Raw genomic sequence first — 13818 nt, forward strand, 5'->3', positions numbered from 1 at the left:
ATGCCTATCAATGAAAGGCGTTCACTGTGGCGGCGCATGCGCCCTTATGTGACGGTGTTCGACGGCCCGCTGATGCTGGTCATTACCTTCCTGCTGGCGACCAGCCTGGTCGCCCTGTATTCGGCCAGCATCGGCATTCCGGGCAAGATCGAGGACCAACTGCGCAATATCGCCATGTCCTTCTTCGTGATGTGGGTGGTGGCCAATATCTCGCCGCAGAACATGATGCGCATTGCGCTGCCGGCCTACATCGTGACGGTGTCGCTGCTGCTGGCGGTGGCGCTGTTCGGCACCATCAAGCTGGGCGCGCGGCGCTGGCTGAACCTGGGCTTCATCCAGATCCAGCCGTCCGAGTTCGCCAAGATCGCGGTGCCGCTGATGCTGGCCTGGTACTTCCAGCAGCGTCACGGCCACTTGCGCTGGCAGGCCTACGCCCTGGGCGCCTTGCTGCTGCTGGTGCCGGTGTTCCTGATCGCGCGCCAGCCCGACCTGGGCACCGCCTTGCTGGTGGTGGCCGCCGGCGGCTGCGTGATTTTCCTGGCCGGCCTGTCCTGGAAAGCCATCCTGGCGCTGGGCGCGATCGGCGCGGCCTGCATGCCGGTGGCCTGGTCCATGATGCACGACTACCAGCGCGAACGCGTGATGACGCTGATCGACCCCACCTCCGACCCGCTGGGCAAGGGCTTCCACATCCTGCAGTCGACCATCGCCATCGGCTCCGGCGGCATCACCGGCAAGGGCTGGACGCAGGGCACGCAAGCCCACCTGGAATTCATCCCGGAGCGCACCACCGACTTTATCTTTGCCGTGTATTCCGAAGAATTCGGCCTGATCGGCAACCTGATCCTGATGACGTTCTACCTGCTGCTGATCGGGCGCGGCCTGATGATCGCCTCCGGCGCGCCGAACCTGTTCACGCGCCTGCTGGCCGGCGCCATCACCATGATTTTCTTCACCTATGCCTTCGTCAACATGGGCATGGTGAGCGGCATCCTGCCGGTGGTCGGCGTGCCGCTGCCGTTCATGAGCTATGGCGGCACGGCGCTGCTGACCCTGGGCCTGGCGTCCGGCATCCTGATGTCGATCCAGCGCCATAGAAAGCTGGTGCAAACATGATGCGCGCATGCCGACTTTTGCCGCTGGCGGCCGCCGCCTTGCTGGCCGCTTGCGGCAGCACGCCCACGCCCACCGAGACCGCGCCGCGCAAATCGCCGGCGCCGGTGAGCGCCACGCCGCAGCCGGGCATTCCCGTGCTGCCGCCAGCGAACTCCGGCCGTGGCGCCTACTACCAGGACGATGGTCCCGGCGACAATCCGCCGCCCGGTTTGCTGGAAACGCCCGACGCGGAGGTGCGCAACGACCCGCTGCGGCCCGGCTCCAACAAGCCCTACGTGGTGTTCGGCAAAACCTACAAGCCGATCCCGCTCGGCTCGGACTTCAAGCAGCGCGGCCCTGGCACCTGGTACGGCAAGAAATTCCACGGCCAGCGCACCTCGTCCGGCGAGATCTACGATATGTACAAGATGACGGCGGCGCACCCCACGTTGCCGATCCCGTCCTACGCGCGCGTGACCAATCTTGGCAACGGCAAATCGGTCGTGGTGCGCATCAACGACCGCGGCCCCTTCCACTCCAAGCGTGTGGTCGACGTTTCCTACACGGCGGCGCTGAAGCTTGGCCTGCTGGTCAACGGCAGCAGCCAGCTGGAAGTGGTGCACCTGAAGCCCGAGGAAATCGAGCGCATGATCGCCGCGCGTAAATCCGGCGCCGCCGCGCCGGTAGCTGTGGCAAGCAGCCCGGCGCCTGCGCCGGCGACACCCGCCGGCCAGCCGCAGGCGATGCCCAAGGCCGCGCCGATGCTGGCTTCCACGGATGGCGAGAACGAAGCGCGCGCCATGCTGGTGGGCGGCGCGCCTGCGCCGGGCTTTTACCTGCAATTGGGATCGTACGCGCGCGAGGATGGCGCGGACGGCTTGCGCAAGCGGCTGGAGTCGAGCGACGCCGGCTTGAAGCTGGACGTGGAGCAGGCCGGCAAGTTCTACCGCCTGTTTGCCGGCCCCTACGCCACGCGCGAGGACGCCCAGGCAGCGGGCAAAGCGCTGCCGTCGAGCCTGAAATTGAAGCCTATCGTTATCGAGCGCTAGCGCAGGAACGGGTTTCCTGCTCAGGGAATTTGGCCAGGATCTTGACGATGCGCGCCTTGGTGTCCTCGCTGATGTCGCGGAACTGGTAGACCAGCTGCTTGCTGCCGGTATAGCGCGGCGCCACGCGCGCGCTTTGCACACCCTGCTTACTGAGCGCGGCCAGCTGCGCCTGTGCCGCCGCCTCGGTACGGAACACGCCGAGCGAAATGCCGAAGCGCAGCGGCGAGCTGTCATTCATCACGAAGAAATTGGTAATACCCAGGCTGCGCAATTCCTCCGCCTTCTTGTCAGCGGCAGCACGGCTGCCTTGCGGCGGAATATGCACGATATAGCTGGAGATTTCCTGGCCCGGCAGGTTGCGGCGCTGCTGGCGCTCGCCCAAGGCCAGCGGCGCCAGGCGATCCTCGAACTTGCGCGCCTCCGGCAGCTGGAAATTGCCCGCTTCCAGGCAAGCGATAGCGGCCGGCTCATCGCGCGGCACCGGTGCCGGCGCTGGCGCGCTGGTGGTGGCGGCAGCGGTGTTGGCAGCGCTGGCGCTGGCCGCCGCTTCCGCCTTGCTGGCGCTGACCAGCTGCAGCTTGTCCACATTCTGCTGCTTCTGTAGGCGCGCCGGCTCGTGTTCATTGCCGCTGAACTGGCCGAGGTAACCCTTGCCGTAGGCGAACAGCGCGGCATTGGCAGCGACCAGCAGGGCGAAAATCAGTTTCAGCACGGGTACTCCATCCGGGTCAGGCGCTGCGCAAGGCGGCGTGCAGGCCTATCATCACAATGTTCTCGACATGGCGGTGCGGCACAGTGACCGCAGGCGCGATATACGGCGCCGCGCCGCCGGAAATAATACATTCTACGGCCTGGTGCAGTGTACAAGCGCGCTCGATCGCTCCCGCCTGCGCCGCCAGGCAGCCGGTCAGGATGGCGTCATCCGTATTGTCGGCAAAGCCCGCCGGCAGTTTGCCGGGCTGGATTTGCGGCAGTTGCGCCGTATTCTTGGCCAGGCTGGTCGCCATCAAGCCCAGGCCAGGCAGGATCATCCCGCCCAGGAAGGTGCCGTCGGCGCTGATGGCATCGATGGTGGTCGCCGTGCCGCAGTTGGCGACTATGACTGCCTTGCCCGGCGCCAGCGCATGGGCCCCGATCGCGGCTGCAAAGCGGTCGCAGCCCAGCTGGGCCGGATTGCGATAGCCGTTGCGCACGCCGGCCCGCTGCGGCAGCGACGCAAACCATTCGACCGCATCCGGCGCAATCCCGAGTTCCGGCGCCGACAGCCACCCCGCCAGCAGGTCCCGCACGGCCGGCCCCGCCACATTGGCCACCAACACGCGGCCGATTTGAGTCCCTGCCAGTGCGCGCGGCAAGTCGGCGGCGGCGGCGTGCATGAGGGCGCCTTGCGCGTGCCAGGTGCCCAACGGGGCGCCGGGGGCGGCGAGGGCCCATTTGACGCGGGTGTTGCCGGCGTCGATCAGCAGGTCGTATTTCATGGGGCGAGCCTCAGGGATACGTCGCCGGACAGCACAGCCACGCGGCCGGCCGGCGTGTCGAGCAGCAGGCGGCCTTGCTCGTCGACGCCAGCGGCCAGGCCTTCTTGCTGGATGGCGCCCTGGTCGAGCAGGCGCACCGGCTGGCCGCGCCAGGCTTGCAGCGCGTTCCAGCGCTCGGTGAAGGCGGCAAAGCCGGTGTCGTCGAATTCCGCCAGCACGGCGCACAGGCGGTTGAGCAGTTGCGCCAGCAGGGCGTTACGGTCCATCTGCGCCAGCCAGGGGGCGGAGGAGACGTCGCGGCCGATGGCCGCTTCCAGTTCGTCCGGCATCAGCAGGTTCATGCCGCAGCCGACCACGGCCCAAATGGTGCCGTCGGGCGCGGCCTGGGTTTCAACCAGGATGCCGGCCAGCTTGGCGCCGTCCTTCAGCACGTCGTTCGGCCATTTCAGCTGGACCGGCAGGCCCAGGCCGCCCAGTGTTTCGGCGATGGCGACGCCGACCGCCAACGGCAACCCGACCATGCGGTGCAGCGGCGCGCGGAACGGCCACGCGACCGAGAAGGTGAGCGAGGCGCCGGGCGCGGACAGCCAGCTGCGGCCGGCGCGGCCACGGCCTGCGGTCTGCACCTCGGCGACGCGCAGGAGCGGCCCGCGCAAGGCCGCCGCGCCGGCAGCGGCGGATGGCACGCGCGCCAGCAAATCGGCATTGGTGGAACCGGTTTCGGCCACGACTTCAAGCGCGACGTGGGAGGCGCTGACAGCCAGCAGCGCGCAGATCGCCTCGGCGGCGAGCGGTGTTGCGTTCATGATGTGCCCTTGCGCGCCTTGTGCGGCGCTTTGGCGAAAGCCCTGTCGTACAGCCAGTTCGGCAGCGCGCACAGCAGGCGCGCCACCACGCCCATCTGCCACGGGATCACGCGGTAGCTGGCGCCGCGCGCGATGCTGCGCGCGGCAGCCGCCGCGAAGGCGGCCGGCGCCATCAGGAACGGCATCGGATACTTGTTCTTTTGCGTCATCGGCGTGTTGATATAGCCCGGCGCAATGGTGACAACCTTGATCGGGCTGGCGCGCAGTTCCACCCGCAGCGCCTCGCAATACACGCGCAGCGCCGCCTTGGACGCGCTGTACGCGCCGCCGCCCGGCAAGCCGCGCACCCCCGCCACGCTGCCGATGCCGACCAGGCGCGCCGGCGTGCCCTGCGCCCGCATGGCAGCCACAAAGGGGGCGAAGGTGGCGACGGTGGCCGTGACATTGGTGGCGACGATGGATTCGAACACCGGCAGGTCTTGCGCCAGTTCAGTGATGGTGCCGTGGGAGATGCCGGCGCTGGCGATGACGATATCGCAGCCGCCGGCATGCGCCAGGAAGGACTCGGCCGCCGCGCGCACGGCGGCGTGGTCGGTCACATCGGCGGGATAGCAGCGGTGCAGCTGCGGGTTGGGCAGGGAGGCGGCCAGCTGCGCCAGGGCATCGCCGCGGCGCGCCAGCAGGCCAAGCGTGCAGCCCTGCGCCGCGTAGTGCGCCGCCAAAGCCGCGCCAATGCCGCTCGAGGCGCCGGTGATGAAGACGCGCTTCAAGGCCTTACTTCTTTTCCGCTTTGGCCTTGGCCACCAGGAAGTCCAGCACCTGCAGCGCGTTGGCATGCTGCTGCTTTTCGTCCGGTTCCGGCTTGATGCGGCGGCTCGCCTCGGCCGGGGAGGTCATGTATTTGCCGTCGACGAACAGCATCGGCCAGTAGTCGACGCGGTAGTCGCCCATCATGCGCTCGGCGCGGCGCACCTTGGCCGTGACGCCCATGCCGTTATAGGTTTCCATGAATTTGCGGCGGTCGATGCCGCGGCTGGCGGCCCAATCGAGCACCATGGCATCGTTGCGCAGCGGGTTGTTTTGCAGGTGCATGGCGTCGAACGCCTTCTGGTGGTTCTGCTCCAGCACCCCCAGCGCCTCCATCGTGAAGAACAGTTTTTGCTGCGGCAGGACGGACGGGCCGCGCCCCACGTGCACGCGTTTGAACACGATATTGTCGCCCTGTTTTTTCACCCAGGCCGCCAGCGCCGGTTCCAGCACGTAGCAATGGGGGCAGTAGTAGGCGAAGAACTCGATGACTTCGACTTTCTTGCCGGTGTCGACGGCTTGCGGCTCGGGCAGCACAACGTATTCCGCACCGGCGCTGGGCGCCGCCGGCGACGCGCCCGCGCCGACTGCCAGGCTGCACAGCGCGGCGGCCAGGATCTGCTTGAAGAAGTTCATCGTGCTGCCCCCTGTTTATTTCTGGTTGCGGACAACGGCCACGTCGATGCCGTTTTCAGACAACTTGGCGCGCACCTTGTTCATGGCTTCCACTTGCGTGAATGGGCCCATGCGCACGCGGTGCAGCACGCCGGCGTCGGTGCTGCGGTCGGAAACGCTGGCCTCGAAGCCGAGCAAGGCCAGCTTGGCGCGGGTGTTCTCCGCGTCGGCCGCCTCGCGGAAGGCGCCGGCCTGCAGGTAGTAGACGAACTTTTCCTCGCCCGGCAGGGCCGGCGCCGGGGCGGCGGCCTGCGCTGGCGGCGCGGCGCTATTGACCGGCGGCGGCGCGGCAGGGGAGGTGGCCGCAGGGGTAGGCGCCGGTGCGGCCGGCTTGGCCGGGGCATTGCCCTGGGCCTGGATGGTGTCTACGACCTTTTGCAGCTCATCGGCCGGCGGCGGCTTGACGGACTCGCGTTCGAACTCGCTGTTCGCCTTGCGCACGGCGTCTTTACTGCCGTACATCGGCTTGTTCGGATCGGCGATCTGGCCGGCTGCTTCATCGGCCGGCTTGCCGTTCTTCGGCGCCTTGTCGGTAAAGGGCGTCTGGCCCTTGGTGATCATCAGCGCGACGACGACCGCAATCACCAGGCCGATGACCAGGCCGATGACGATGCCAACCAGGGTGTTGCCTTGTTGCCGGCGCGGGGAAAAGCGAGTGGAACGAAAATCCATGTGGTCCTTACATTTGGTTAGGAGCGGATACGCCGATCAGCGCCAGGCCGTTGCGCAGCACCTGGCGGGTGGCGACCATCAGCGCCACGCGGGCCAGCTTGGTGGCCTCGTCTTCCACCAGCACTTTTTCGGCGAAGTAGAAGGAGTGCAGGGCGGCTGCCAGGTCGCGCAGGTAGAAGGCTACCTGGTGCGGGCCGAGTTCGGCCTGGGCGCGCGCCAGCACTTCCGGGTACTGGGCCAGGGCGGCCAGCAGGGTCGCTTCGGTCGGCGCGGTCAGCGGCGACAGGTCGACATTGGCGACGGAGGCTTCGTCGCCGCCCCAGTTGGCCAGCATGCGGCAAATACGCGCGTGGGCGTATTGCACGTAGTAGACCGGATTCTCGTCGGAGGTCTTGAGCGCCACGTCGACGTCGAACACGAACTCGGTGTCGGCTTTACGCGAGATCAGGAAGAAGCGCACGGCGTCGCGGCCCTTGGTGATGTCGCCGCCGCCCGACCATTCGATCAGGTCTCGCACGGTGACGTAGGAGCCGGCACGCTTGGAGATCTTCACCTCGGCGCCGTCCTTCATCACGGTGACCATTTTATGCAGCACGTAGTCCGGGAAGCCTTGCGGGATGCCCAGGCCGACAGCTTGCAGGCCGGCGCGCACGCGGGCGATGGTGCCGTGGTGGTCGGAGCCCTGGATGTTAATCGCCTGGGTGAAGCCGCGCTGGAACTTGACGATGTGGTAGGCCACGTCCGGCACGAAGTAGGTGTAGCCGCCGTCGGTCTTGCGCATGACGCGGTCTTTGTCGTCGCCGTAGTCGGTGGTGCGCAGCCACAGGGCGCCGCCTTCTTCGTAGGTGTGGCCGTTGGCGACCAGCGCCTCCACGGCTTTTTCCACCTTGCCGTCGGAGTACAGCGAGGACTCCAGGTAGTAGTTGTCGAACTTCACGCCGAACGCTTGCAGGTCGATGTCCTGTTCATTGCGCAGGTAGGTCACTGCGAAGGCGCGGATGTTGTCGATGTCTTCCACGTCGCCGGAGCCGGTGACCGGCTGGCCGTCGGAGGCGGACACGGTTTTCCTGGCCAGGAAGTCGGCGGCGATGTCGGCAATGTAGTCGCCGTTGTAGGCCGATTCAGGCCATTCCGCGTCGCCCGGCTTGAAGCCTTTGGCGCGGCACTGCACCGAGTTGGCCAGGGTCTGGATCTGCACGCCGGCGTCGTTGTAATAGAACTCGCGGGTGACTTTGGCGCCTTGCGCTTCGAACAGGGACGACAGGGCGTCGCCCAGGGCTGCCTGGCGGCCGTGGCCCACGTGCAGCGGGCCGGTCGGGTTGGCGGAGACGAATTCGATGATGACGTTCTTGCCGGCCAGTGCGTCGCTCTGGCCGAAGGCGGCGCCTTGCTGCAGCACGGACTTGACCACGGACTGCTTGGCAGCGTCGGTCACGCGCAGGTTGATGAAACCCGGGCCGGCGATTTCGGCGCCAGCCACCAGCTGTTTGCCGGCCGGGTTTTCCAGCAGGGCGGCGACGATTTTCTGCGCCAGTTCGCGCGGGTTCATCTTCAGCTGCTTGGCCAGCTGCATGGCGATATTGCAGGCGACGTCGCCGTGGGAGGCATCGCGCGGACGCTCCAGCACCACGTTGGCTTTAACGTCGGAACCTTCCAGGATCGGGTTCAGGGCGGCCTGGAACAGGGAAATGATCTCTTGCTTTTGTTGGGCGAGCATGTGATTGACTGGGCGGCGCTTGGCCTGCCTCTATATAAACGTGTCTGAAAGAGGGACATTATACTTGTTTGCAAGAACGGGTAAATCTGCCTCCGTCCCGCCCTTCATAATGTGAAAAGCGTATGATTTCCATGGTCGGTTGATGTAGCGCAGGATGTGCGGCAGGAGCGTGACCTCGCCCGAACTGGGCCGAAGTCTTCCTGACTAAATCCGTCATCTTCCAGCCCCTCCCTTGCATGAAATGAAAGCCTATTCACGCCGCATACATTGCGTGCGATTGACCGTATGCAGGCCGAGCGTGATGCTTTTCCTTCTATCCGGCAGGCGCCTGTGCTGGTTTTTCCAGCTTAGGTAGGCCCTGTCCCGGGTTACAATCGAGGTTTTCACAGATTTACCGCGATTAGGTGGCCTCCCCGGCTGCCCCGCCGGCTGGCGGGCGCGATGACAGGATTGCAATGACTAAGAAAGAGCGCCCAACTTTATCCCTCAAGCCTCAGGCTAAACCGGCTGCGCCGGCGGCCAAGGGACCTCGCGCGCAGGGGGAGGGCGCTAAACGCGGCGCCGGACCAGGTACCGGCGGCCCACGCGCCGCCGGTCCGCGTCCAGCTGGCCAGTCGCGCAGCGACTCCGCGCCACGCACCGGTGGCCCGCGCCCAAGTGGCGACGGCCAGCGCGGTTTCGGCCCACGCGGCGGCGGCGAAGGTCGTGGTCCACGCGACGAAGGTCGCGGCGAAGGCGGCCAGCGTGGCTTCGGCCCACGCGGCAGTGGCGAAAGCCGTGGCCCACGTGAGGAAGGTCGCGGCGAAGGCGGCCAACGCGGCTTCGGCCCACGCGGCGGTGGCGAAGGTCGTGGTCCACGTGAGGAAGGTCGCGGCGAAGGCGGCCAGCGCGGTTTCGGCCCACGCGGCGGCGGCGAAGGTCGTGGTCCACGTGACGAAGGTCGCGGCGAAGGCGGTCCACGCGGCTTCGGTCCACGCGGCGGCAGCGGCGAAGTTCGTGGTCCACGTGACGAAGGTCGCGGCGAAGGTGGCCAGCGCGACTTCGCCCCACGCAGCGGCGGCGAAAGCCGTGGGCCGCGTGAGGAAGGCCGTGGCGAAGGCGCACAGCGTCGCTTTGGCCGTGACGGCGGCGATTTCCGCAACGATTCGCGCTCTGACAGCGGGCAACGCGGCTTCGGCCGTGGCGAAGGTGCGGGTTCTGGCTCGCCATGGGGCGCACGCAAGCCGGCGGCCGGCGGGGCAGGCGCGCAGCAAGCACCGCGCGCCCCAAGCAAGCCCGCCATGCGCGAAAGCCACCACCGCGACCTGAAACCCCGCGTCCAGACCGACTTCAAATCCGAACTGAAACAGGAATCCCTGGCATTCGCCATGCTGGGCGCCGCCAGCGCCACCGTGCAAGTCCAGCAAGGCATGGCCCTGCCGCAAGCCCTGGCTGGCATTTTTGCCAACAGCAATGCCACCCCGCAAGCGCGTGGCGCGATCCAGGACATCGCCTACCGCGCCATGCGCCAGCTGGCCTTGAGCGAACTGCTGATCAGCTACATGGCCGAGAAAGCCCCGGACCCGATGGTCGCCGCGCTGCTATCCGTCGCGCTGCCGCTGATCGTCCCGGTCGATGGCAGCCCGGCGCCGTATGAAGCCTTCACCGTGGTCGACCAGGCCGTAACAGCCGCTGGCTCCCACCCGGATATCGCGCGCGCGAAAAACATGGTGAACGCCCTGCTGCGCCGCTTCCTGCGCGAGAAAGACGTGCTGATGGAGGAGGCGCTGGAAAATCCGGAAGCCAAATACAACTACCCGCAATGGTGGATCGACGCCGTCATCACCGCCTACCCGAAACAATGGCAGCAAGTGCTGGAAGCCGGCAACAAGGCCCCGCCGCTGACCCTGCGCGTGAACGCGCGCCGCACCAGCGTGCAGGACTACCTGGCGCGCCTGGCGGAAGAAGGCATGGAAGCGCAGCAAATCGGCCCATCCGCCATCCGCCTGGCCAAGCCGGTGCCGGTGCTGCAGATCCCCGGCTTCGCCGAAGGCGACGTCTCGGTGCAGGACGCGGGCGCCCAACTGGCGGCCCCGCTGCTGGATGTGCAGCCGGGCATGCGCGTACTGGACGCCTGCGCCGCCCCCGGCGGCAAGACCTGCCACATCCTGGAGCTGGCCGACGTCAGCCTGACCGCCCTGGACGCCGATCCAAAACGCCTGCAGCGGGTGCAGGAGAACCTGGACCGCCTGCAGCTGCAAGCCACCCTGCAACCGGCCGAAGCCCAGAGCGACGCCTGGTGGGATGGCCAGCAGTTCGACCGCATCCTGGCCGACGTGCCCTGCACCGCCTCCGGCATCGTGCGCCGCCACCCGGATATCCGCTGGCTGCGCCGCAAGAGCGACACCCGTCAACTTGCAACACTTTCGGCGGAAATTCTCGACAACCTTTGGAAAATGCTCGCCCCCAATGGTAAATTGCTGTTCGTGACATGTTCGTTGTGGCCGCAGGAGTCCGAGGCGCAGGCGGCCGCTTTCGCGGTGCGCAACCGCGCCACCCGCCTCGATGCGCCCGGCCAATTGCTGCCATTGGGCAGCTCCGAGCAGGATCACGATGGATTGTTCTACGCATTGTTCCGGAAAGATGCGTAACCCTTTGACGAGCACCAGGCAAGTGATCCAAAGATTTTTTCGACTCCTTTGCTGGCAGTTGCTGTTAACGCTTGCGTGTGCGTTGCCGCACGCCGCCCGCGCCGCCGATGAAACGGTGGAGATCACGCGCGCTTATATCGAAGCGGCGGAAGAGGGCTATCGCCTGTCCGCCGCCTACGCGTTCGACCTGAGCCACGGGCTGGAAGACGCCGTGCAAGCCGGCGTTTCGCTGCACTTCACCACCGAAATCAGCTTCACCCGCCCGCGCTGGTACTGGTTCGACGAAAAAGCCGTCACCGCCAAACGCACCCACAAGCTGTGGTATGACGTGCTGACGCGCCAGTACCATGTCAAGATCATCGGCTCCGTGGCGCAGCCTTTCGCCACCCTGGACGAAGCCCTGTTTTTCATCCGCCGCCCGACCCGCTGGGTGGTGGCGCCGCGCGGCGCCCTGAAAGTGGGCGAAACGTATAACGTTACCCTGCGCATGGGCATGGACAAGGACTACCTGCCCAAGCCGATTCAGGTGAACGCCTTCAACAACAGCGAGTGGCGCCTGTCGTCCAGCAAAAAAACCTTCCAGTACAGGGCTGAGTAAGTGAAGTCTGCCCTCAGGTATTTGTTTGTCGTCGCCGGCGCGATCTGCAGCATATTGCTGTTCCTGTTGGCTTCCGCTTCCGACAATTCCGGCTTTTTCGACCGCTATTACGGCTGGCTGCTCGGCCTGAACGCATCCGTCGCGGTGGCGCTGGTGCTGCTGGTCGGCGTGTCGCTGTTCCGCCTCTATTCGCGCTACAAGAGCGGCAAGTTCGGCTCCAAGCTGATGACGCGGCTGGTGGTGCTGTTCGCCGCCATCGGCGTCCTGCCCGGGCTGGTGATCTTCCTGGTGTCGGTGCAGTTCGTCTCGCACTCGATCGATTCCTGGTTCAACGTGCGGGTGGAGGAGGCGCTGGACGCCGGCCTGGACCTGGGCCGCTCGGCGCTGGACGATTCGCTGGCCGAACTGGAAGCCCAGGCGCGCGGCACCGTGCGCCAGCTGGCTGAGGACCCCTTCTACGCCGCCCCGGCCACCCTGGCGCGCTTCGTGCGCCGCCATCCCGGCACCCAGAGCGCCATCATCGTCGACGCGGACGGCGGCCTGATCGTGTCGGCCATGGGCGAGCGGCGCGTCAACCTGTCGGCCGACCTGCCCAGCGCTGCCATGCTGAACAAGGCCAAGGACGAACCGTCTTACGCCGCCTACGAGGGCGGCGGCGAGCTGCGCGACGACCGTGTCGGCGCGCCGCAGCCGGCGCCGCTGGACGCCAACAGCGTGCTGCGCCTGCGCGTGCTGATGGCCATTCCCGACGGCGTGCAGCCGTCCGGCGCCCACCTGGCGCCGCGTTACCTGCAGATCATCCAGGCCGTGCCGCAGCGCCTGGCCAGCAACGGTGAAATGCTGCGCACCGCCTTCTCCGAGTACAAGGAGCGCTACGTGGCGCGCGACGGCCTGCGCAAGATGTACACCGAGACGCTGACCCTGACCCTGCTGCTGGCGGTGTTCGGCGCCATTGCCGCCGCCTTCCTGATCGCGAACGACCTGGCCCAGCCCCTGCTGCTGCTGGCCGAAGGCACGCGCGCGGTGGCCGAGGGCGACCTGTCGCCGCGCCCGATCGTGGCCAGCTCGGACGAACTGGGCACCTTGACCCAGTCCTTCAACACCATGACGCGCCAGCTGTCGGAAGCGCGCAGCGCGGTCGAACGCAACCGGATCGCGCTGCAGAACGCCAAGGCCCACCTGGAGTCGGTGCTGGCGAATATGTCGGCGGGGGTGATGGTGCTCGATTCCGAATTCCGCCTGGTCACCTGCAACGACTCGGTCGAGCGCATCCTGCAGCACGCCGGCGTGACCCTGATCGGGCAGCCGCTGGCGCAGGTGGAGGGCATGCAGGAATTCGCCACCGCCATCATCAACGCCTTCTCGGCGCAGAGCGCGCAGACCGCCGCCGGCCGCAACGTGGCGCGCCTGCACTGGCAGCGCCAGATCGAGATTCCGCGCCCGCCCGGCAGCGCCGAGGACCATGAACTGATCCTGCTGACGCGCGGCTCGCGCCTGCCGCTGGAGACTGGTGCCGGCTATATCGTCGTGTTCGACGATATCACCGACGTGATCTCGGCCCAGCGCTCGATCGCCTGGGGCGAGGTGGCGCGCCGCCTGGCGCACGAAATCAAGAACCCGCTGACGCCTATCCAGCTGTCGGCCGAACGCCTGCAAATGAAGCTTGAATCCAAGCTTGCCGGCCCCGATGTGGAATTGCTCAACAAAGCCTCCACCACCATCGTCAACCAGGTCGCCGCCATGAAACGCATGGTCGACGACTTCCGCGATTACGCCCGCACCCCGCCTGCCGTGCTGCAGCCGCTGGACCTGAACTCGCTGGTCGAGGAGATCCTGCACCTGTACATCGCCGGGGAGGGCAGCGACACCATCCACGCCAACCTGGCGCCAGCCCTGCCCATGGTCATGGGCGACGAGACACAATTGCGCCAGGTAATCCACAACCTGCTGCAAAATGCGCAGGACGCGCTGCAGGAGCACCCTCCTGAAGACGCCGAGCCGCGCATCGACGTGGTCACGGAGGGCATCATTTACCAGAGTGCGGACGGCGGCACGCGTATTGCAGTGCGCCTCTCAATCTCGGACAATGGCCCCGGATTCGCGCCGAAAATCCTGGCCAACGCCTTCGAACCGTACGTGACGTCGAAGGCCAAGGGCACCGGTTTGGGCCTGGCGATGGTGAAAAAGATTATCGAGGAACACGGGGGCCGGATCGATATCCAGAACCGTGACGATAGAAGTGGTGCGTCGGTGCTGATTTTGCTGTTAAAGTTGGCGCCGGTGTAGTTGGC

The 13818-nt window shown here is 66.6% G+C and carries 12 protein-coding genes; 5 read left to right on the forward strand and 7 right to left on the reverse strand.

The genetic code is table 11. The features are described from left to right. Both rodA and GTP41_RS21035 read left to right on the forward strand, forming a co-directional pair. On the forward strand, window positions 1-1116 hold the full coding sequence (gene rodA / locus GTP41_RS21030) for a rod shape-determining protein RodA (RefSeq protein ID WP_161027546.1): 1116 nt from the start codon (window positions 1-3) through the stop codon (window positions 1114-1116). Next, entirely contained in the window at window positions 1113-2144 is a 1032-nt protein-coding gene (locus GTP41_RS21035) for a septal ring lytic transglycosylase RlpA family protein (protein WP_161027547.1), read from the forward strand. Before rodA ends, GTP41_RS21035 begins: the two co-directional genes overlap by 4 nt. On the opposite strand, the gene GTP41_RS21040 is transcribed toward GTP41_RS21035, so the two are convergent. From GTP41_RS21040 to argS, 7 genes are read right to left on the reverse strand one after another with little or no spacing between them, the layout of a single operon-like run. After that, complete coding sequence (locus tag GTP41_RS21040; RefSeq protein ID WP_161027548.1) at window positions 2131-2856, reverse strand: SPOR domain-containing protein; 726 nt, start codon at window positions 2854-2856, stop codon at window positions 2131-2133. The genes GTP41_RS21035 and GTP41_RS21040 overlap by 14 nt on opposite strands. Window positions 2857-2872: 16 nt before the next feature. Beyond that, complete coding sequence (locus tag GTP41_RS21045; RefSeq protein ID WP_161027549.1) at window positions 2873-3622, reverse strand: type III pantothenate kinase; 750 nt, start codon at window positions 3620-3622, stop codon at window positions 2873-2875. Then, window positions 3619-4428 carry a biotin--[acetyl-CoA-carboxylase] ligase gene (locus GTP41_RS21050; protein WP_161027550.1) on the reverse strand — a complete coding sequence of 270 codons (810 nt, stop codon included), beginning with the start codon at window positions 4426-4428 and terminating at the stop codon, window positions 3619-3621. The genes GTP41_RS21045 and GTP41_RS21050 overlap by 4 nt, the downstream gene beginning before the upstream one ends. Beyond that, the gene (locus GTP41_RS21055) at window positions 4425-5198 is read right to left on the reverse strand and encodes an SDR family oxidoreductase (protein WP_229502988.1); all 774 of its coding nucleotides are present in this window, start codon (window positions 5196-5198) and stop codon (window positions 4425-4427) included. The genes GTP41_RS21050 and GTP41_RS21055 overlap by 4 nt, the downstream gene beginning before the upstream one ends. Before the next feature lie 4 nt (window positions 5199-5202). Continuing rightward, window positions 5203-5871 (reverse strand): thiol:disulfide interchange protein DsbA/DsbL, encoded by a 669-nt coding sequence (locus GTP41_RS21060; RefSeq protein ID WP_161027552.1) that lies wholly within the window; start codon window positions 5869-5871, stop codon window positions 5203-5205. Between the two features lie 15 nt (window positions 5872-5886). Continuing rightward, window positions 5887-6582, reverse strand: coding sequence for an SPOR domain-containing protein (locus GTP41_RS21065; protein ID WP_161027553.1), 696 nt, complete (start codon window positions 6580-6582; stop codon window positions 5887-5889). A 7-nt stretch (window positions 6583-6589) separates the two neighbouring features. Next, on the reverse strand, window positions 6590-8299 hold the full coding sequence (gene argS, locus GTP41_RS21070; protein ID WP_161027554.1) for an arginine--tRNA ligase: 1710 nt from the start codon (window positions 8297-8299) through the stop codon (window positions 6590-6592). A 1280-nt stretch (window positions 8300-9579) separates the two neighbouring features. Between argS and rsmB the strand changes: the two genes are divergently transcribed. The 3 genes from rsmB (at window position 9580) to GTP41_RS21085 (ending at window position 13813) form a co-directional block, all read left to right on the forward strand. Next, window positions 9580-10929 (forward strand): 16S rRNA (cytosine(967)-C(5))-methyltransferase RsmB, encoded by a 1350-nt coding sequence (gene rsmB / locus GTP41_RS21075; RefSeq protein WP_161027580.1) that lies wholly within the window; start codon window positions 9580-9582, stop codon window positions 10927-10929. An 82-nt stretch (window positions 10930-11011) separates the two neighbouring features. Beyond that, window positions 11012-11527: a DUF4390 domain-containing protein gene (locus GTP41_RS21080; RefSeq protein ID WP_229502989.1), complete on the forward strand. Its 516-nt coding sequence runs from the start codon at window positions 11012-11014 to the stop codon at window positions 11525-11527. Beyond that, window positions 11528-13813 carry a sensor histidine kinase gene (locus tag GTP41_RS21085; protein ID WP_161027556.1) on the forward strand — a complete coding sequence of 762 codons (2286 nt, stop codon included), beginning with the start codon at window positions 11528-11530 and terminating at the stop codon, window positions 13811-13813. Window positions 13814-13818: the final 5 nt, after the last annotated feature.

The sequence above is a fragment of the Pseudoduganella guangdongensis genome (assembly GCF_009857475.1).
Classification (GTDB): Bacteria; Pseudomonadota; Gammaproteobacteria; order Burkholderiales; family Burkholderiaceae_D; genus Rugamonas; species Rugamonas guangdongensis.

Bases quoted from the DNA above. Each gene is read 5' to 3' on its own strand.
- GTP41_RS21060 (WP_161027552.1), bottom strand. From the start codon at position 5,871: ATGAACTTCTTCAAGCAGATCCTGGCCGCCGCGCTGTGCAGCCTGGCA.
- GTP41_RS21065 (WP_161027553.1), bottom strand. From the start codon at position 6,582: ATGGATTTTCGTTCCACTCGCTTTTCCCCGCGCCGGCAACAAGGCAAC.
- GTP41_RS21045 (WP_161027549.1), bottom strand. From the start codon at position 3,622: ATGAAATACGACCTGCTGATCGACGCCGGCAACACCCGCGTCAAATGG.
- argS (WP_161027554.1), bottom strand. From the start codon at position 8,299: ATGCTCGCCCAACAAAAGCAAGAGATCATTTCCCTGTTCCAGGCCGCC.
- rsmB (WP_161027580.1), top strand. From the start codon at position 9,580: ATGCGCGAAAGCCACCACCGCGACCTGAAACCCCGCGTCCAGACCGAC.
- GTP41_RS21050 (WP_161027550.1), bottom strand. From the start codon at position 4,428: ATGAACGCAACACCGCTCGCCGCCGAGGCGATCTGCGCGCTGCTGGCT.
- rodA (WP_161027546.1), top strand. From the start codon at position 1: ATGCCTATCAATGAAAGGCGTTCACTGTGGCGGCGCATGCGCCCTTAT.
- GTP41_RS21035 (WP_161027547.1), top strand. From the start codon at position 1,113: ATGATGCGCGCATGCCGACTTTTGCCGCTGGCGGCCGCCGCCTTGCTG.